The organism is Paenibacillus tabacirhizosphaerae (genome assembly GCF_040812395.1).
In the GTDB taxonomy this organism is placed as follows: domain Bacteria; phylum Bacillota; class Bacilli; order Paenibacillales; family NBRC-103111; genus Paenibacillus_E.
In genome coordinates this window covers 1-20345 of record NZ_JBFNXH010000029.1, presented here as the reverse complement: position 1 = coordinate 20345, position 20345 = coordinate 1, and the positions used below count along the sequence as shown (strand labels likewise).

Annotated in this window: 14 protein-coding genes; 11 read left to right on the top strand and 3 right to left on the bottom strand. The window is 50.7% G+C overall.

Annotation, left to right across the window (positions count from 1 at the left end):
* Nucleotides 1-61 precede the first annotated feature (61 nt).
* From ABRS97_RS26875 to ABRS97_RS26865, 3 genes are read right to left on the bottom strand one after another with little or no spacing between them, the layout of a single operon-like run.
* Nucleotides 62-1258: a hypothetical protein gene (locus tag ABRS97_RS26875; protein WP_367819129.1), complete on the bottom strand. Its 1197-nt coding sequence runs from the start codon at nt 1256-1258 to the stop codon at nt 62-64.
* Between the two features lie 6 nt (nt 1259-1264).
* On the bottom strand, nt 1265-1522 hold the full coding sequence (locus ABRS97_RS26870) for an acyl carrier protein (protein WP_367819127.1): 258 nt from the start codon (nt 1520-1522) through the stop codon (nt 1265-1267).
* 49 nt (nt 1523-1571) lie between these two features.
* Nucleotides 1572-4778 carry an FG-GAP repeat domain-containing protein gene (locus ABRS97_RS26865; RefSeq protein ID WP_367819125.1) on the bottom strand — a complete coding sequence of 1069 codons (3207 nt, stop codon included), beginning with the start codon at nt 4776-4778 and terminating at the stop codon, nt 1572-1574.
* A gap of 295 nt (nt 4779-5073) precedes the next feature.
* On the opposite strand from ABRS97_RS26865, the gene ABRS97_RS26860 reads away from it, so the two are divergent.
* From ABRS97_RS26860 to ligA, 11 genes are all read left to right on the top strand, one after another.
* Nucleotides 5074-7578, top strand: coding sequence for a U32 family peptidase (locus ABRS97_RS26860; RefSeq protein WP_367819123.1), 2505 nt, complete (start codon nt 5074-5076; stop codon nt 7576-7578).
* Between the two features lie 872 nt (nt 7579-8450).
* Nucleotides 8451-9524 carry an ABC transporter ATP-binding protein gene (locus tag ABRS97_RS26855; RefSeq protein ID WP_367819121.1) on the top strand — a complete coding sequence of 358 codons (1074 nt, stop codon included), beginning with the start codon at nt 8451-8453 and terminating at the stop codon, nt 9522-9524.
* Complete coding sequence (locus ABRS97_RS26850; RefSeq protein WP_367819120.1) at nt 9517-10233, top strand: ABC transporter permease subunit; 717 nt, start codon at nt 9517-9519, stop codon at nt 10231-10233. The genes ABRS97_RS26855 and ABRS97_RS26850 overlap by 8 nt, the downstream gene beginning before the upstream one ends.
* A 5-nt stretch (nt 10234-10238) precedes the next feature.
* Nucleotides 10239-11630, top strand: a complete 1392-nt coding sequence (locus ABRS97_RS26845; protein WP_367819118.1) for a GldG family protein — start codon at nt 10239-10241, stop codon at nt 11628-11630.
* Entirely contained in the window at nt 11627-12559 is a 933-nt protein-coding gene (locus ABRS97_RS26840; protein WP_367819116.1) for a DUF4340 domain-containing protein, read from the top strand. The genes ABRS97_RS26845 and ABRS97_RS26840 overlap by 4 nt, the downstream gene beginning before the upstream one ends.
* Before the next feature lie 130 nt (nt 12560-12689).
* Nucleotides 12690-12911: a hypothetical protein gene (locus ABRS97_RS26835; protein ID WP_367819115.1), complete on the top strand. Its 222-nt coding sequence runs from the start codon at nt 12690-12692 to the stop codon at nt 12909-12911.
* A gap of 28 nt (nt 12912-12939) precedes the next feature.
* Nucleotides 12940-13770 (top strand): spore coat protein, encoded by an 831-nt coding sequence (locus ABRS97_RS26830; RefSeq protein ID WP_367819113.1) that lies wholly within the window; start codon nt 12940-12942, stop codon nt 13768-13770.
* Nucleotides 13771-13952: 182 nt separating this feature from the next.
* Nucleotides 13953-14414: a hypothetical protein gene (locus tag ABRS97_RS26825; RefSeq protein WP_367819111.1), complete on the top strand. Its 462-nt coding sequence runs from the start codon at nt 13953-13955 to the stop codon at nt 14412-14414.
* Nucleotides 14415-14830: 416 nt separating this feature from the next.
* Nucleotides 14831-15526: a heptaprenylglyceryl phosphate synthase gene (gene pcrB / locus ABRS97_RS26820; protein WP_367819110.1), complete on the top strand. Its 696-nt coding sequence runs from the start codon at nt 14831-14833 to the stop codon at nt 15524-15526.
* Nucleotides 15527-15529: 3 nt separating this feature from the next.
* On the top strand, nt 15530-17878 hold the full coding sequence (gene pcrA, locus ABRS97_RS26815; RefSeq protein WP_367819108.1) for a DNA helicase PcrA: 2349 nt from the start codon (nt 15530-15532) through the stop codon (nt 17876-17878).
* 34 nt (nt 17879-17912) lie between these two features.
* Nucleotides 17913-19934, top strand: a complete 2022-nt coding sequence (gene ligA, locus ABRS97_RS26810; RefSeq protein WP_367819106.1) for an NAD-dependent DNA ligase LigA — start codon at nt 17913-17915, stop codon at nt 19932-19934.
* Nucleotides 19935-20345: the final 411 nt, after the last annotated feature.

Genomic DNA, 20345 nt, shown 5'->3' with positions numbered 1-20345 from the left:
TCGTTCATATTGGCGAAGCCGTAATAAAAAAAGAACAGATGAAACAACTTTTTGAAGCAGTTTAAAGCGCCTTTTCCTGCCAAGCATGGTACTGCTCCAGAAATGCCGCAGGCCATTGCTGCTCGTCCAGGCCATATTGCGCCAAGAACGCGAACGCCCAGCGCTCAATGCCGAAGCCTACACAACCTGTAACCGCGTTGCGTTTGCCCATTTTGATATTAAACGCATTGCCGAAAGTATTGCTGTGGAAATTCACAGAGGAGCATGCAATCGACTTCTTAATGTGCGGGATCGTCAGGCGCAGCTCGTATTTCATTTCCTGGTTGCGTTGGAAGGACGCTTTCACTTGGAAATCGTTCGTAAAGAACGGATCGTTCGCAATCTCCATCATGCTGTCGACGTTCCACTCTATGGCCAGTTCTTTCAGATACTCGATCGATTTCAGACGATTTTCTTTAACGAAGTCCGGTTTGCCCACGAAAATAATTTCGCGCATGGAGAAGTCGAGCAATCGCCCGAAATCAGTGTGATTTTTGGATTCGAAGCGGTGGCACTTGGCAATCGCCGTGACGACAATGCCGTCGCCCTCTAAAGTTTCATCCTGTAATCCTTCATAACAGTGGTAGCACGTGGATGGATTCATCGTGAAGTTCGGCTTAACCATGTTGCGATCAAGCGCAAGTGGTTGCTCCTTGCTCCAGCCGCCAGCTTCGCGAATGGATTGGGAGAAGGATTCAATGATATCAAGATCCTCGCGCAGATGCGTTAAGAAGTGGATATGTTCCGGGAACGAAGTGAAATGGTTCGTTTTGTTCAACGTTTCACTGTGAATAACGGCAGGGTAGGACTCCTCCTGCATGCCTTCGAAACGTTTGGCGATCTTGGTTACGAAAGAGTAGTCAAAGAAGCGCATTAAACTGGAAAAGGGCTCGCGGAAAATGAAAAGTCCGGGCTCCAATATTTTAATAGCTTTAAGTTCGACCAACTCAGCGATGATGTCACCCTCATAAGGGGTATCGACTTTATGTTCGAACAGGATGTTTTCCTTAAAGCCGAAGTCGCCTTTGGAGAAACGCTCAATGAGACGTCCCACGCGTTCGGCGATCGCTTCATTGCCGTTCGGGGAGTTGTGTTTAATATGAATATGTCCGTCTGCGATGTAAATCTCCTCGATATGCTCATCTGCGAAGGCGGAAGCGTATTTGACTTGTCCATGCTGACTTTCAGCTAGTTGCTCTAAAGAAATCTTACATTCCATCGTTTGTTACCTCGCTGTCTTTTTCGAAATAAATTCGGCAATCTCACGTACCGTGTTCATTGAGTACAGCATCAGATCTTGATTCGTTACTTGGATGCCGTACGTTTTCTCGATATGGGCGATAAGTGCGGTGGCGCCGATCGAATCAATAAAGCCATAATCAAACAGATGGACGTCAACGCCGAAATCGTCATCGTCCGCTTCAATTTCGTAACGCTCGCGAATGTGCTGTTCAAGCTGGGCTAAAAGGTCTTCATTGGACATGGTGCAAAGCCTCCTGGTCAAAGTAAGTAAAAGAAAAGGAAGGCGAGGATCAAGGTGTCTGCGCCTTCGTGAAAGTGAGAGTGGTGACATCCCCATAACGGGTGATTGTATATTGGTGCGTCTGAGCGTCGAAGTCTATTCTGGCATCTGTGCCTTCAAGGGTTAAAGCAGTCGGACTGTAGAGCTTGATTTGCTGCAAGCCGGCTGATTGGAATTCGACCAACACCTTGTCGCCTTTGTTCGCCAGGGTGAACGGTACATTAGCCCGTATAACATGGAAACGATCTTGGCTTGGGCCAATACCAACAGCAACTGGCTTGGAAAGGCCGATATAGAAGCGATTGTTTTGAACCGTGTAGATGTCGGAATCGCTTTGCAGGGAATAAAGGGCGAACCGTTCGCCTTTCTCAATGACAACACCGAGTGTGTTCTTGTACTCGTTAGCCAAATCAGGGACTTTACTCGCATTTGGCGTCAGAGTCGCATGCCAATGCGGGCTGCGGCGAGCTATTCGGTCTTTGAACTTGTCCCATAAATACTGCCCCCAGGATTGGCTGATCGTGATATCGCTCTTCATCGCCGTCAAGAAAGATTTAGCCATTTGGGTTTCGGTCATAAAATTATAATCATGCTTCATGCGAAGCTTATTGAAGTAATCGGCGAATTCGGATAAATCAGCGATTTTCGCGGGTACCGGAAAATGGTACTCGATGTGCTCGAAATAATCAATCGGCATATCTAATTTCACCATGGACTCGTAAATGTCGGTCGTCGCATAATCGCCCGATCTTAAAACCGGAGTAGGCGTATGTATCATCATCGTCTGTCCGGCAGATCCGTCTGGAGATTGAAGCAGGAACGGAAGCGACCAGATCGCGTCCGGTCGGGCAATGACAGGCGAATCAGGCGCCAGGAATCCGAAATTGTACCACAGGCCTTGCTGCTGCTCGCTGCGCAGCGTTTGCTGGCGTTCCTCGTTATTCAGGCGCCAGGTATGCTGATTCGTGCCTGGATGCAGCCAAGGGATGCCGAGCTTGTCGAACGCTTGCTTTTGCAGGGAGATCTCCGTCTGCTCTTGCTTGGCGCTTTTGAAGTTATGTACAAAAATATGCGGATTGAGATCCAGATGGTTATCATTGGCGTATTGAATGAAGGCCTTCAGTTGTTCCGGATAGGGGAACTGCGGATCGTCGATCGCAACGGGAGACCCGAATTCGATACCGCCGACAATCAGATCGTCGGCGCCGTCGCGGTTGATGTCCAGCCACAACGGGACCGAGTAGTGACCGGCTACCAGGGCGCGATTGCCAACCTGGTTCAGGGTTGTGCCCTCGATAGGGCCTGCATCCGACCAAGCGCCTGCGGTTTCTTGGATGAACACCCGCAGGTCCCCGTCGCTGCCGCCGACCACGATGTCCGGTCGGCCATCGCCGTTCATGTCACGCACCGCTGGCGCGGCGTGCGTGCCTCTGTTAGGCAGCGAAGCGATCACGCTGCCCTGTGCGAGCTCAAGGGCCTTCGCGCTGCGGCCCTTGTAGAGCCAGATACGTCCGTCGGCTCCGCCTAGGACAAGATCGAGCTTCCCGTCGCCATCTATATCGGCGACAGCCCCCGCTGCAGGCCCTCCGGGCAGCTGCAGCGGCTTCCCGCCCGCGAGCACAGCCGCGGGCTTGCTGAACTTGCCGCCCGCGAGCTGCGGCAGCTGCCATACCGAGCCGGACTCGTCGGAGACGATAAGGTCCGGCCGTCCGTCACCGTTCACGTCTGATGCGTGAACGGTGCTGTAAGGGCCAAGCTGGAGCGGGGCACCCGACTCCAGCAGCAGCTTCTCCGGCGCGCCGAACGTGTCCGGCGGCGCCAAGCCCTCAGGCAGCGGCTCGCTTGCGTAAGCCTCTGCCTTCGCCCCTAGATTCGTGTAGATATACACGAATCCGTCTGCGCTGCCGGCCAGCAGGTCCGTGCGGCCGTCGCCGTTCAGGTCTGCCGCGGCTGGGTACGCGCGGTAGGGCAGCTCGATCGCGCTCGCCAGATCGCGATACTGCGGGAACAAGGCCTGACGCAAAGGCTTGCCGTCAGCCATGACATGCAGCCCGCTCGCGTAGCCGGAGCCCGGCAGCTCTCCGATGAACTTCGGCTGCGCGTTGGTTCCATTGTTCAACTGCACGGTCACGCTCTCGCGCCATTGCCCCCAATAAAAGGCATTCCGCACGAGGGTGAACGACGGAATTTCGTCGTACTTCTTCAGGAGTTCAGCCCAAGCAATGCCGTCTTTTTGCTGGATCGCGGGCATGGCTTCGAAATGGTTTTGAAATGCCATGGCCGGCCGACCGTAGGGACCAAGCACCTTTTTAACACTGTAGCCAAGCGACTCTTTCGAGACGTAAGCAAGCAGCTCACTACGATACTGCGTGTTCGCTGCGGCGAAGGCGAAGTTGAAATAGGGCTCTAGCGGCAAATCCCTTTTATTGAAGTAAGTCGTTCCGGCGATGGGTTTGCTCTCGGCCTTGTACTTGTCGGCGAGCTGGGCAAAGCCCATCTTCGGATCCATCCCGCTTTGCATATCATAGCCTGTCGGGAAGTACCGATTCGGCAAGAAATTGCTGCTAATCAGCACAGTGCCTTTGTCAACTTGATTTACGATACTAATCGCTTGCTGATTCAAGGTGACAATAGTTTGGGCGGAGGATGGATTGAAACCATATCCCCAATTAAAGCCCGGTAGGCTGTCTAGTGTATTGTGTTTGAAATAGGTTTCACTAAACAACTGAAAAGTCTGCTGAATCCCTTGTACATTGGGTGAAACCTGCGGAAAGCCGAAATTCGGCGATCCAGCAGCCTTTGCTGTTGACGCTGTTTTCAGGTCAACGACCTGTGAGGCGCCAAGAAATTCAGGCGGGAAGCTGGCGGCGAAGTTGTTCTCCAACAGCAAATGCCCGCCTTGCTTCACGTAATTCATGAGCGGGGTGACCTGCTTGGACCAGTCCGCATCTTCGCTAAGTGCAGGGTCTAGATAAATCGCGTCAAACTGATGCAATTGCCGTGATGATAAATGATGCAGGTTTTGCCGGTCGATCTGAACGCCGGCCTGCAAGGTCATTTTGAAATTTCCGTAGGCTGCCGGATCATAGGTGTCTCCGCTCGTCGCATAGAGGAGCTTCGTTCTGTCTACTTTAGGTAGGAAGAATAGTAAAGAAATAAGAATGATAATGCCAACTGCGATGGCAATAAGCAGCTTTACATAACGAAATTTCGACAAAACCAATGATATCCCTCAATTGTTATAGTGGTTACTATCCTTGCCATTATAGCATTCATAAGGGTATTTGTTAACTTTTAAAGCCTTGTGCGGGCTGCATCCAACGTTTGGAAATAAATAAGGGATGTCGGAAAATGACATCTCGGCGAAACGTCTCGCCCAGTAATTTCCTAGGCAAGCGCCATCAACCGCGGAAGCTGTCTTAACGCATTTAAGCAGGCTTAAGACCTAGCTTCTGTGCCTCCCTTTCTGTTACACTAAAGAGAAGACTTGAGGTGTGAAAGGATTTGCTGCCATGCGTACGATACGCAGAGAAGATATAGAATTATTGGCCCCTGCGGGGGATTGGGATTGCCTGAGGGCAGCTGTTGCCAACGGCGCGGATGCCGTTTTTTTTGGTGTCGAGAAGTTTAATGCCCGTGCGCGGGCTCATAATTTTACAATGAGTGAATTGCCTGAGATTATGTCGTTTCTTCATCTATATGGTGTGAAGGGTTTCCTGACTTTCAACATCCTTGTGTTTGAGGAGGAGCTGAACGAGGCGAAGCAGCTGATCGAGGCTTGTGTGGATGCCGGCGTCGATGCGGTAATTGTACAAGATTTGGGTCTTGTGAAGATGATTCGCGAAATCTCGCCGGATTTCCCGATTCACGGTTCTACGCAAATGACGATTACGTCGCCGGAGGCTGTTGAATTCACGAAGCCATTCGATATTGAACGGGTCGTATTGGGACGCGAAAACAACTTGAAGCAAATCAAGCAGATCGGCGATCAAGCGAAGCTTCCGATGGAAGTATTCGTGCATGGCGCGCTGTGCGTCTCCTATTCGGGTCAATGTCTGACTTCCGAAATGTGGGGCGGGCGTTCGGCCAATCGCGGGGAGTGCGCGCAAGCTTGCCGCCTTCCATACGATCTTATGATTGACGGTGTGGAGAAGCCGATGGGCGATATTGCTTATTTGCTGTCGCCAAAGGATTTAGCGGCGCTGGAGCTTGTGCCTGAGCTGATTGAAGCGGGCGTGACCTCGTTTAAAATCGAGGGCCGGCTGAAGAGTCCTGAATATGTCGCTAACGTGGTGAGCAAATATCGCCGCGCTATCGACCGGTATTTCGACGGGGAGAATCCCCGCCCGACGAAGGAAGAGCTTCGCGAGCTAGAGCAAAGCTTCTCGCGCGGGTTCACGGTTGGCTTCCTGAACGGCACCAACAATAAGCAGCTCGTCGAGGGTACGTATCCGAAGAGCCGCGGGGTGTTTGTCGGCCGCGTGAAGCAGATTTTGCGCGATGGGGTCGTATGTGAGCTGGAAGCGCCGCTGAAGCGCGGGGACGGCATTGTTTTCGACGCTGGCGATCCGACGAAGAAGGAAGAGGGCGGACGCATCTACGATTTGCGCCGCAAAGGTGAAAAGCTCGAAGGCGAGGCCGAGGGCGGCATCATCGAAATCATTCCCGGACGGAATGATGTGAATTTGTCGAGGCTGCATGTCGGCGACCGCATCTGGAAGACGAATGATCCGCACCTCGACAAGCGGTTGCGCCAGACGTACGAGACTGACAAGCCGTACCGGACATTTCCGGTCAGCGTGAAAGTCAGCGGCGTGGAGGGTGAGCCTTTGAAAAGCTGGTGGACGGATGTCCAAGGCGGCCATACCGTCTTCGTTCAGTCCGAGCTCCCGTTGGTTCGCGCGGAAAAGCGCCCGATGGACGAACAGCTCTTTCAGGAGCAGTTCGGTCGTCTCGGCGGCACGATTTATGCGCTTAGCCAGCTGGATGTCCAGCTGGGCGGCGAGCTGATCGTGCCGATGCGCGAGCTCAACAGCATGCGCCGCATGGCTGTTGAGCTGATGGAAGACGAGCGGCAGAAGCCGCGCTCGTATCAGAAACGCAGCGTCGGTGCATACGATGATGCGCCGCAGCTTTCCGCTCATGATGCATCCGAAGAGGTGCAGCTTACAGCGCTTTGCCGCAACCTGGAGCAGGTGAAGGCCGTGCTGGAGACCGACGTCGATTTCATCTACGCCGATTTCGAATTTATTAAGCAGTTCCCTGCGGCTGTAGAAGCCGTTCACGCAGCTGGCCGCAAGATCGCCCTCGTGACGCCGCGCATTCACATGCCGGGGGAAACAGGCTATTTTAACAATATATTGAAGCTGGCACCCGATGCTGTTTTGGTACGCAATACGGGCGCGGCCTACTACTTCTTGAAGCAACAGTGGGAAAATCCGAACGTGAACATGCCGCAGCTAATCGGCGATTTCTCCCTCAATATCGCCAACCACAAAACAGCCGCCTTGTTCTTGGAAGCGGGTCTTTCGAAAGTGACGCCTTCGTACGATTTGAACATTCAGCAAATGGTCGACTTGCTGCGTCGCGCGGAAGGCTCCAAGATGGAGGTCGTCATCCATCAGCACATGCCAATGTTCCATACCGAACACTGCGTGTACTGCACCTTCTTGAGCGAAGGCACGAACTACACCAACTGCGGACGTCCGTGCGAGGAGCATCACGTGTCCTTGCAAGATCGCGTGGGCATGTCGCATCCCGTTCGCGTGGATGAAGGCTGCCGGAATACGGTTTATAATGCTGTTGATCAGTCTGGCGCCGAGTATTTGAGCCACTTCATGGATCTGGGCATCCGCTCGTTCCGTGTTGAATTCCTGGAAGAAACGCCAGATAAGGTACAGGAAATCATTAGCTTGTACCGCCGTGCAATTCGCGGGGAGATCAGTGGAACACAAGTGTGGAAATCGCTGAAAGCGACTAACCAGCTTGGCGTTACGCGTGGTCAGCTTGTGAAATAGTGTTGGCCTGTTTTATGAGAAGAACCTCTACGACTGCTTTTGTGGTTGTAGAGGTTTTTTGTTTCTTTTTTTGGAATCAGTATTCTTTTTAGGCTTTCAGCTCAAGGCTCGATGCGTCACTTTAATTATTTATTGACTCATCGATAGATTCAAATCTTCACCGTACGCATCGTCTGACATTACTCCATGGCTGCTTCAAAACTGCTTCAACTCTGCTTCAGCTTCTTAAGCCAGCTGAAGCCTATCAAAGTGTATCACTGAGCCGAATATAGTCTTTTGCTAAGTTTAAAAGGAAAACCTCCAGTTAATTGGAGTGTTCTATCACCAACTTTACATTTAACTGGAAAACCTCCCTATAAATCGGTCATTTATTAAGTGATCTGCCGAAACTAGCTGATTTAACGGGAGGTTCTCCAGTTACATAGTCGAACAAGCAGCCAGGCATATCCATTAGCTGGATATTTTCCATCTAATCTGGTCTCTGGGCATTCATTACCGAGCTCTTTGCTAGGAAAATTCATCTTTCTTAAGGCAGCATGCGCTGGCTTTGTATTATAGACATTGCTAGATTGCTCGATCACTTAATTACTCGATTACTCAATCACTCACTCGATTACTCAATAACTCAATAACTCAATAACTCAATAACTCAATAACTCAATAACTCACCAACTCACCAACTCACCAACTAGACTACTCCACTGCCCAATTAACTTCATACGCTAATCCCATCAGCAGTCACACACCTTTTCGTTCACAAATTAGACACATTTTTTTAATCTTTCTTTCAGATTCGCTTAAGGTTGGTTTATTGTTGCACGGGTATAGTGATGATGGTTTATATGAACGAATGTATGAATGGAGGATCTTGGATGCTTGAGGTCAAACAGGTCAGCAAGCTGTATGAAAATGAGCGTGGCGTGCATAACATCGATTTTTCGATGCAGCGCGGCGAAATCGTCGGCTTCTTGGGGCCGAACGGTGCTGGCAAAACGACAACGATGCGAATGATTACGGGGTATCTGAATCCGACACGCGGACAAATATTTATAGACGGGCTGTCGATGGCGGATCATCCGAAACAAGCTAGACGTAAGATCGGCTATTTGCCGGAAACACCTCCGCTCTATCCGGAGATGACTGTGCAGTCGTATTTGCGCTTTATTGCTAATTTACGCGATGTGCCTGCCCGTGAGCAGAAGCTTCGCGTAGAGGAAGCTATTGGCAAATTAGGGCTTCAAGGGCGCGAGAAGCAAGTCATCCGCTCCTTGTCCAAAGGCTACAAGCAGCGCCTGGGCTTAGCGCAGGCGATTCTGCACAAGCCGGATCTGCTTATCCTGGACGAGCCCACTTCGGGACTCGATCCGAAGCAGATCATTGAGATCCGCCAGCTCATCCACGAGCTGGGCGAGAATCATACGGTGCTGCTGAGCACGCACATTTTGCCTGAAATTAACGCGATCTGCAACCGCGTTCTCATCATTAACCAAGGGCGCGTCGTCCTGGACGAGCGCCCGGAACAGCTCGGCCGTACGATGGGCGAGACGTTCGAGGTATCGCTCGAGGTCAAGGGACCTCGCGAGCGGATCGTGGCCGAGCTGCGCGCGCTGGAAGGCGTCGCAGCCGTGAAAGAGCTCGGCGCCGAAGCAGCGCCGGAGGAACTCCCAACAGCAGTCGCAACTGCTGTTGAAGACAACAACGGCGGCGAACCTGACGCCGCCGACAACGCCAGCACGCCAGCTTCTTCCGTGAAGCTGCTCGTCACCTCCGCGGATCGTTCCGATATCCGCGAAGCCTTATTCTTCCGCCTCGCGGAAGCGGGCTACCCGATTCTCGAGATGAAGCGGGAGAGTCTTAGCCTGGAGGACATCTTCCTCAAATTGACGACAGATGAGCGCACGGAAGACGACTCCACACCAGCTGAGGGGGTGGTCGCCGATGCGTAGAATTTGGGCCATTTGCTCCAAAGAGCTGCAAATGTACTTCTACTCGCCAATTGCCTATGTGGCGTTTGCTTTTTACGTGCTGCTGTCGAGCTTCTTCTTCTATGTCAACTTCGTCAACGGCCAGCCGCCGATTGTGGATGCGCGCTCGGTTGTAGGGAACACCACGTTCGTGTACTTGTTCATCATTCCGCTATTGACGATGCGGCTTGTGGCGGATGAGTTCCGCCAAGGGACAGACGAGCTGCTGCTCACCTCGCCTGCGGGTATTGGCGAAATCATTTTGGGCAAATACTTGTCCACATTGGTCGTGCAGGTAGGTTTAGTGGCGATTAGCTTGATTTACCCGCTGATTATGTCAGCTTTCGGAACTTTGGATAAGCCAGTGATGTGGCTGTCGTATCTCAGCATGTTCCTGCTGGGCTGTGCGATGATGGCGATTGGCCTATTCGCCTCCAGCCTGACGAATAACCAGATGGTTGGCGGTATCGCAGGTTTTGTTATTTTGCTGCTTCTCTGGCTGCTTGACTGGCTTAGCGGCAGCTTTGACGGCAAGTTAAAGGAATGGGTGGGGCAGTTTTCGCTGACGAGCCATATGACGAACTTGCAAAAAGGCGTCCTGCATGGCGGGGACATCGTCTTTTACATCACATTAGCTGCGGTATTTCTCGTTCTTAGCATACAAGTCCTTGAAAGAAAGCGTTGGAGGTGAGCGGAATGAACAAGTGGATACGGGGAACCAATGCGACAGTTTTATCCATCGCCGTTATCGGGATTTTCATCATTCTGACGATCTTCCTTCATTCTCTGAAGGGCTTTCAGCTTGATTTGACGAAAAACAAGAGCTTTACGCTCTCCGAACAGACGGTAACAGCACTCAAAAGCCTGAATCAAGACATTCATATCATCGCATTTACGAATGCAACGGACAGCTCCAGTGATTTCATCACCCGTCAGGTGACGGATATGGTGGCTGAATATAAGAAGCAAAGCGGCAAAATCACATTCGATTCGTATGATATGCTGAAGCAGCCTTCGATGGCGAAGCAGTATGGCGTGGATCAAGGTGGAACGCTCATTTTTGAATTGGGCGATAAGAAGCAAAGCGTGAATTTCTACGAATTGTTTAACGGTCAGCAAGATGGCTCCTATACGTTTACAGGGGAAGAGAAGTTTACACAGGCCATTACAAGCCTGACTTCCACCCAGAAACATACGGTCTATCTGTTGTCGGGCCATCAGGAATACCCGCTTACAGCATTGACGATTTTGAAAAGCAGTCTGGAAGGCGCTAACTATGTAGTCAAAGACCTCAACCTGTATCGCGAAGGCAAAATACCGGATGATGCGCAAATGCTGATGCTGCTCGGACCACAAAATGATCTGAATGATAAAGAAGCTGAGCTGATCAATGCGTATTTGAAAGATAAAGGCAAGATCTACATCGCCTTGGGCTTCAATAAAGATATGGCAACCAAGTGGAAAAATATCGATGCTATCATGAACACGTTCGGTATTCAAGATCAGCATGCGGTTGCTATTGAGGCTAAACAAACGGCGCTCTACGATCCGCTGACAATTATTCCGGAGTACGGTTCTCACGACATTACGAATAAACTGTCCAGCAACAATCTGGTTACGATGCTTTCTCTTGCTGTCAGTTTGAATGCGGATGAAGCGACAAGCGATTGGACGAAATCACTGCTGCTCAAGACATCCGATAAGGCTTACGGCGAAACGGATATCAACCTGTTGGCGCAATCCAAGACCAAACAGGATGCCACCGATGTGAAAGGTCCTTTGAATTTGGGATACGCCGTTCAGGGCAAGGATAATAAGCCGAAGGCCATCATTTTGGGCGGCTCGACGTTCGTGTTGGATGAAGATATTCAAAATCAAGGGAATAAAGATTTCGCGCTGAACAGCATTGGTTGGCTGCAGGAGCAGAAGGATCAAGTTACGATTCGCCCTCGTCAAGGGGATGCGTTCCAGCAAGCCATGATTACGCCAAGCCAAGCGAATACCATTTTCTTTGTTACGATTGTGTTCTTCCCGCTCTTGTTCCTGATTATTGGCGGACTGATTTGGTGGAGGAGGAGAAGGGGATGAAACGGTTTATTCCTACCATTCTGCTAGTGGTCATTTGCATCGGAGGCTTCTGGTACGCTTCCAGCAAGGACTTCTTCCGAGAGAAGAAAGAGGAACCGAAAGCCCTCCTTACGATTAAACAAGAGGACGTGCAGTCTTTCAGCGTGCATTCAGCCGGCGGGCAGATCGAGCTTGCCCGCAGCGGGAGTGGTTGGGAGATGAAGCAGCCTGCTGCTGCGCCTACGAACATGAATCTGGTTGATAGTTGGCTGGGTTCCCTTGGCCTTGTGAACCAAGAGAAGGTGGTCGAGGAGCAAACAACAGACCTGGCCAAATACGGGTTGGATCAACCGGCTCAAACGTATGAGGTCACGTTGAAAGACGGGTCCAAAAAAGGGCTCCAAGTCGGCGGCGAGCTTCCAATCCAAGGCTTCTCGTATGTGATGGTTGAGGGGGCTCCAGCTGTGTATCAGGTGAGCGACCAATCTTTATCTGCGCTAAACAAAACCCCTGTCGATTTCGCGCAAACAAGCGCCTTCTTGTTCGATAACGATAAGGTGCAGAGCGTTAAGGTGACTTGGAAGGGGCAGTCGTGGTCCTTAACGAAGACGGATAAGGACAAAGTGACTTCGGAAGCAAGCTGGAAGCTAGGCGACAAGGAGCTCAAGGGCGCCGAAGCGAGTCCGCTTCTGGATGAGTTGACCTTTCTGCATACCACGCAGCTTCCTAAACCTTCAGCCCAGCAACCAACGGCTGGCGGTGAGCTGAAAGTAGAGCTTATCCTGTCTGCTGATGGGAAGGATTCCACCGAGAGTTATGAAGGAAAGCTGAGTGGAGACCAGCTATGGCTGGTGAAACAAGGCAGCGAATGGGCATATATGCTCCAGGCCGCAGATGTGCAAAAGATGGCGGATGCTTATGCTGGCAAGCCAGCGCAGCCAGCCTCTTAGAAGAAAAGACCGTTTCCCACAGCATCACAGCTGTAGGGGCACGGTCTTTTTTTCTATTATTCTCTTCATACATAAAACGGGATATTTTGGGAAACATAACGCTAACAATGGAAAGGAGGATCACCAACACATGCATAATCAAGGCAATCAATCAGTCTCTGGCAAAGAACTTGCCTACATAACAGACTCGCTGAAAAACGAGGAATTGCTCACAAAGCTTTGCGTGCAGGGCGCTGACCAATGCCAAAGTTCATCTTTGAAGCAAACATTGTCTCAGCTTTCTCAGGAGCGTCTGCATAATATCAGTACGCTGATAAACACCCTGCAGCAGCAATCCGGCATTACCCATTAAAACGAGCGTCCAGGAGGTGAATGAAATCATGTATCAGCAAAATCAAAATCAGTTTAATTCCAATCAGCACCAAGTTCATTTACAGGATGAGGACTTGGCTAATTTTGTTCTTTCCGAATTAAAGCGAACGGCCCGTGAATATACGACAGCGGCCTTGGAGGCAGCGAATCCTCAGATTCGCACTACCTTCCAGTCCCTGGTACAGAAAACTTTGCAGGATCAAGCGATCGTTTTCCAGGAAATCCAGAAGCTGGGCGGCTATGAAATCCCACCTGCTGCACAGCAGCAGATTCAACAGGAGCTGCAGAAACAAACCCAAACGGCGGCCAAGCTGCAAACTTTTGTACAGCAGAATCTGAGCTCGGCGAACAACAGCGCTATCTACCAGCAGCCCAATCATTCGCTGTCTCAACCATCCTATCAGCAGGTGCAGAGCCAGAACCAGATTGCGGCTTTGCAGCAGGTCTCTTTCCAACCGGCACAAACCGTTAACGCAACGACATTCCCGAATGCCGTTTATAATCAGGGATTTACGCCATCTACGTACAACACGCATAACGCACACAATCAGCAGCATGCCTACAGCTCTCCGCAAGGGCAGAGCTTCCAAGAGCAAAGCTATGGTCAGTCCCAAGGCTATGCAGCATCGGATTATGGAACAAGCGGTATTTCCTCCGGAAGCACGGTGAATAAATACACTTCGACGGCCTTGTCCGCTTCGGAAACATCAGGATTGACGGGCAGATCAATGAATGCCAGTGTGCCCTCCCGTGGCCAAACAAGCGGACAGAGCGCATATACGCAGGGAGAAAGCTCTTATGGGAGCAAATACAACGAGGGAAGCAAGTACAGCTTCTAACCCTACGGGTAGCTTCAGATCAGATAAAGACGTCCACGAACAGCCTTTGGCTCTCGGACGTCTTTTTGCCTTCATTTTTATTTTGTCCCCTTTTCACCATAATCATGGTATGGAACCAGCTTGTCAGTCATATATAAGGAACTAAGGATGTCCAAACTTATGGGAAAAGGGTGTAAACGCTGATGAAAAAAACGTGGATATACGGTGCAGCTTCTTTAATCGTTTTGAGTGCGGTGACAACAGCTTGCGGTTCCAAGGATGAACTTGGAAGCGGGCCTGGTACCGGGTCCAAAATAACTACGACTGTGGCTCAGACGCACACGGAAAGCAGTGTGAAAACCGTACCGGCCGGCACGAAACCTTCGATTGATGCGGAGCTAGTCCCGGATGGGCGGAATGTCACTATTACGTATAAGACTAACAATTTCCAGCTTTCTACTGATCATATGAACCAGAAAAACGTGCAGGGTGAAGGGCATCTCCATTTGTACGTGGACGGGAAGCAGAAAGCGATGATCAGCAAGACAGGACCCCTGACATTGACCAATCTGGCCGCGGGCAAGCATGAAATCAAGCTTGAACTTCAGCAGAATGATCATACTGATGTCCATGTAGAGAAGATTTTCAATATTGAAGTCAAGTAAGCTTCCTATCCATATAAGATGAAATGAAAGCCGAGACCTCAAGCCAATTGAGTGTCCCGGCTTCTTGCTTGGTGGGTGTGAACAAGGTTCTGAGGCTGTGTTGCGGAGAAATAAGAGGGGGAAGGTAACTCGTTCCTATATAAACCACAATACCAGCTTAAATAAGGAATGAATATTATACGTAAGGATAATTCGTGGGTATAATTTGGCTAAAAAGGCAAGCTGAATCAACGATAAGGGAACAATTGTTCTTAAATGGAAGGATGAACGCATTATATTATCTTTACACGATCATATAAGCGCAATATGCAAAAAGGCGGGCATTTAGCCCGTCTTTTGTCATTTGACACACCCGAATCCGTTAGCATAGACTGGTGGTAGTATGGCGTAATTGCCGCTTAATCGGAGGGAAACCATTGATCGTCGATATAAGCAAGTGGAAGCATGTATTTAAGCTTGACCCAGATCGGGAAATTTCGGATGAAGCGCTGGATCGGTTGTGTCAGTCCGGGACGGATGCGATCATGGTCGGGGGTTCGACAGGTGTGACTTTTGACAATACGGTGGATCTTCTGTCGCGGGTTCGCCAGTACGAATTGCCTTGTGTATTGGAAATTTCCAATCAAGAAGCCATCGTACCCGGGTTTGATTTGTTCCTGATTCCTGTGGTGCTGAACGCGAATGATCCGAGCTGGATCGTTGGACACCACCATGAAGCGTTGAAGGAATACGGGGCGATTATGAATTGGGACGAAATTATAACGGAAGGTTATATCATATTAAACGGGGAAGCGGCAGCCGCACAGCTGACGAAAGCCCGTACAAATTTGGAAATGAAAGATGTAACGGCGTATGCGCGGATGGCGGACAAGCTATTCCATATGCCGATTGTCTATTTAGAATATAGCGGCGTCTTCGGTGATATGGAACTGGTGCGCCGTACACGCAATGTGCTGGAGAATGCCCGGCTGATTTATGGCGGAGGCATCGACAGCTTAGATAGAGCTCAGCAGGCTGCTGAGGCCGCAGACACGATTGTAGTTGGCAACATCATATATAGTGATCTGGAGCAAGCGCTCCAGACCGTGAACTTTGATAGAACAGGAAGGTAGCATATGAACGAAACAGTTAACATATTGGATGCGATCAAAAGACTGAATCCTCCGCAGCGCAAAGCGGTAGAAGCCGTAGACGGACCTCTTCTCATTATGGCTGGAGCGGGGAGTGGTAAAACCCGAGTGCTTACGCACCGCATTGCGTACTTGATCGGGACGCGTAAAGCGGCGCCCTGGAGCATTTTGGCGCTCACGTTTACGAATAAAGCGGCGCGCGAGATGCAGGAACGCGTAGGCAAGCTCGTTGGCGGAAGCGGGTCGGATATTTGGGTATCCACGTTTCACTCCATGTGCGTGCGGATTTTACGCAGGGATATTAATCGAATCGGGTTCACATCGAATTTTACGATTCTGGATTCCGGCGACCAACTTTCGGTCATTAAAGCGTGCTGCAAAGAACTGAATATCGACACCAAGAAATTCGAACCAAAAGCGTTTCAAGCCGCAATTTCAACAGCGAAGAATGAGCTTGTCACCCCTCAGCAATTTGAGAACAAAATTGGCGATTATTTTGATGGTCTCACAGCCAAGATTTACGCCCTCTATCAAAAAAAACTGAGAAGCAACAATTCGCTCGATTTTGACGATCTAATTATGGCAACGATTCATCTATTTAAAGAAGTGCCTGAGGTACTGGACTTTTATCAAAATAAATTTCAATATATCCATGTCGATGAGTATCAGGATACGAACCGCGCGCAGTACATGCTGTGCCAGATGATTGCAGATAAACACAAGCGCATTTGCGTTGTCGGCGATAGCGACCAGTCCATTTACCGCTGGCGCGGCGCGGATATCACGAACATCCTCAACTTTGAAAAGGATTACCCCAACGCAACGGCTATTTTGCTAGAACAAAACTACCGCTCCACCTCGAACATCCTGCAGGCGGCGAATAAAGTCATTGGGAACAACACGGGCCGCAAGCCGAAGAATCTGTGGACCGATAAAGAAGGCGGCAGTGCGATCAAGCTGTACCAAGCGGACTCCGAGCATGAGGAAGGTTACTTTGTTACGGGTGAAATCAATAAGAATAAGTCAAAGGGGAAAAAGTTCGCCGATCACGCAATTCTGTATCGGACCAATGCGCAGTCTCGGGTCATTGAGGAAATTTTGATCAAATCCGATATTCCTTATACGATCGTCGGCGGCGTGAAGTTCTATGATCGTAAAGAGATCAAGGACATACTAGCTTACTTACGGCTCATTTCGAATCCGGACGACGACATCAGCTTGAATCGAATTGTCAACGTGCCAAAGCGGGGCATTGGCGACACAACCATGGATAAAGTGGCGGACATGGCAGGACGCAGAGGCATCTCACTTTACGCGATGCTGGAAGAAGTCGATGCACTGGAAATCAATACGAAGGCGAAGCACGCCCTGGCTGATTTCCGGGAAATGATTGATAATCTCAACCGGATGGTTGAATACTTATCGGTAACCGAGCTTACAGAGAAAATCCTGGAGATGTCGCAGTACAGGCTTGAGATGCAGCGTGAGAACACGATCGAATCGAAGGCGCGTCTTGAAAATATTGAAGAGTTTCTGTCGGTGACGATGGACTTCGAGAAACGCAACGAGGACAAATCCCTCATCTCGTTCCTTACCGATCTCGCGCTGATTGCGGACATCGATACCTTGGATAAGGAAAAGGATGAGGACGAGAAAGATGCTGTCGTTCTGATGACGATGCACAGCGCCAAAGGTCTCGAATTCCCTGTTGTTTTCATCATCGGGATGGAAGAAGGCGTCTTCCCTCACAGCCGTGCTTTTTCCGACAATGAAGAGCTGGAAGAGGAGCGCCGTTTGGCCTATGTAGGCATCACGCGCGCCGAGCAAGAGCTCTTCCTCACGTGCGCCCGCATGCGCACGCTCTTCGGCCGCACCGCCGCCAACGCGCCATCGAGATTCCTGCAGGAGATTCCGCAGGAACTCCTGGAGAATGTCTCGATGGGCGGCGGCGGTGGCTTCTCCCGAGCTGGGCGCACCAGCTCGTGGGGCAGCAGCGGCAGCAGCGCCGCTGGCAGCTCAGCGGGCCGCGGCTCCGCCGGCTCGTCCGCTTGGGGCACCCCGTCCTCCTTCGGAAGGACGGGAGCGAGCGCGGCTGCGCCAAGCTCCGCAGCCGCTGCGAAGCCGCCTGCGTTCCGGGCTCCGCAGCCTGCCGCAGGCGGCGCGGTGCCGGACTACAAAGCCAGCGACAAAGTGGCGCATGGCAAATGGGGCATCGGCACCGTCGTGTCCGTCAAAGGCTCGGGTGACGACACCGAGCTGCAAATTGCTTTTCCGGCGCCTGTCGGACTTAAGCGCCTGCTAGCGAAATTCGCGCCGATTACGAAACAATCTTGATCGTATACCCCCCAATAGAGAGGAAGAGCCCGTAATGACAGATGCCATCACGGCAATGAAAAACCTCATCCAGGAAATCAATGAGCATAACCGTAACTATTACACACTAGATAAGCCAACCATTTCCGATAAGGAGTGGGATGCGCTTTACGATAAACTGATCGCGCTGGAACAGGAGACAGGGGTTACCCTGCCTTCTTCGCCCACGCAACGAGTGGGTGGGGATATCCTCAAAGGTTTTGAACCGCATCGGCACTTGGCCCGCTTATGGAGCCTAGACAAGGCGCAGAACGCCGATGATTTGCAAGCTTGGCACACGCGTGTGCTGAAACTAATAGCCGACTATAATAGCAAAAATCCTGATCAACCGCTGCCCGATCCATCCTATGTAGTAGAACTGAAGTTTGATGGACTGACCCTCAATCTGACCTACGAACAGGGCCAGCTCGTTCAGGCTTCGACTCGTGGCAATGGCACTGTCGGAGAAGGCATTTTAGCGCAAATTAAGACGATCAAGTCCATTCCGCTTGAGATTCCGTATGATCAAGGGACGATTGAAGTGCAAGGAGAGGGCATGATGTTCCTTTCTGTGCTGGAAGCGTACAACCAGACGGCCGCAGAGCCGCTCAAGAACGCGCGAAATGCAGCAGCCGGAGCATTGCGCAACTTGAATCCCAAAGTGACCGCAGAGCGCAAGCTGAATGCTTTCTTCTATAATGTCGGTTATTCCGATGATGTTCAGTTTGCCACGCATGCGGATATGATTCAGTTCCTGCGCGACAATCACTTTAAAGTGAGTGACCGTACACGGTACTTTTCGAACATGGAAGACGTCGCCGCCGAGCTGGAGCGAATTGCGGAAGAGCGCAAAAGCTTCGACTTTTTGATCGATGGAAGCGTTGTGAAGCTGACCGATATGCGCACTAGGGAAGCGCTTGGCTACACGGAGAAGTTCCCGCGCTGGGCAGTTGCCTACAAATTCGAGGCGGAAGAAGCAACAACCATACTCCAAAGCGTTTCCTGGGAAGTGGGTCGCACAGGCAAAATTACGCCATTAGCCCGTGTTGAAGCCGTTGACCTAGCGGGAGTGACCGTACAGAATTGTACGTTAAATAACATCGGAGACATCGAACGCAAAAATCTTAAGCATGCCTTAGGCAGTCTCGTCTTCATTCGTCGTTCCAACGATGTGATTCCCGAAATATTAGGCAAAGTCACCGAGGATAACGACGGCGAGGAAATCGTCTACCCAACGCATTGCCCCTCCTGCGGCAGCGAACTTGAAATGCGCGGTGCGCATCTGTTCTGCTTGAATCGTCTTGGCTGCAGTCCGCAGCTGGTTGGCCGTATGGCGCATTTTGCTTCGCGTGACGCGATGGATATTGAATTTTTCAGCGAAATGACGGCATCTCAGCTGCATCAAGAACTGGATGTCCGCGACCCTGCTGATTTGTATACATTGAAATTCGAGGACCTCGTTAAGCTCGAACGCTTCGGCGAGAAGAAAGCGCGGAACCTTCTGGATGCACTGGAAAAAAGCAAATCCCGCGACCTGGCTTCATTCCTCAATGCCCTGGGCATCCCGAACTCGGGGAAAACGACGACCAAAGTACTCGCCGATCATTACCGCAGCTTAGCTAAGCTTATGGAGGCTACGCCTGAGGAACTTATTACGCTGCCTGATGTAGGCGGCATTGTGGCGGATAGCATCTATACGTTCTTCCGCGATCCCATTATGGTGTCCAGCATTGAGCGCATGCTCGAAGCGGGCGTGAACCCGGTCACTGAAAAGCCAGCGATGGTCCAAGCAAGTCCGGATAACCCTTTCTTCGGCAAAACAATTGTTCTCACCGGCACCCTCAGTACTATGGGGCGTGATGATTGTGCGAAAAAGCTAGAAGCGCTCGGAGCGAAAATCACCGGTAGCGTCTCCAAGAAAACGGACATCGTCATCGCAGGGGAAAGCGCGGGCAGCAAGCTGACGAAGGCGCAGGATCTAGGCATTCGGATTATTGAAGATGAGCAAGAACTGCTGCGTTTACTGGGAGAAGCGTAGTTTGGTTCGTGAACTTTAGTCATAAAGGACCTATCGCTATGAAAAATGGTAGATAGCGTCCTTCTTTTTTATGAATGGTCATAGGCCAAAAAATACTGCTAAACCCTTTATTCATGCGGATTTTGGGGATGTAAGATAATGGATGCAGAAAGTCGCTTGCATTTCATTTTAAAACCTGATAATATATGTTCTTGTCACCGCAAGAGCGATGCATTAACGCTTTAAACGGTAACGCAATAAAGCTCCTTGAAAACTGAACAAATGGATGAAACAATCAGCAAGTCGAGCGATCGACAAAAAGAGATGCAAATCTCGCTAGCAAGTCAATTGAGCTATTCAGCTTTCAATAAGGTTTACCTTTTTGGAGAGTTTGATCCTGGCTCAGGACGAACGCTGGCGGCGTGCCTAATA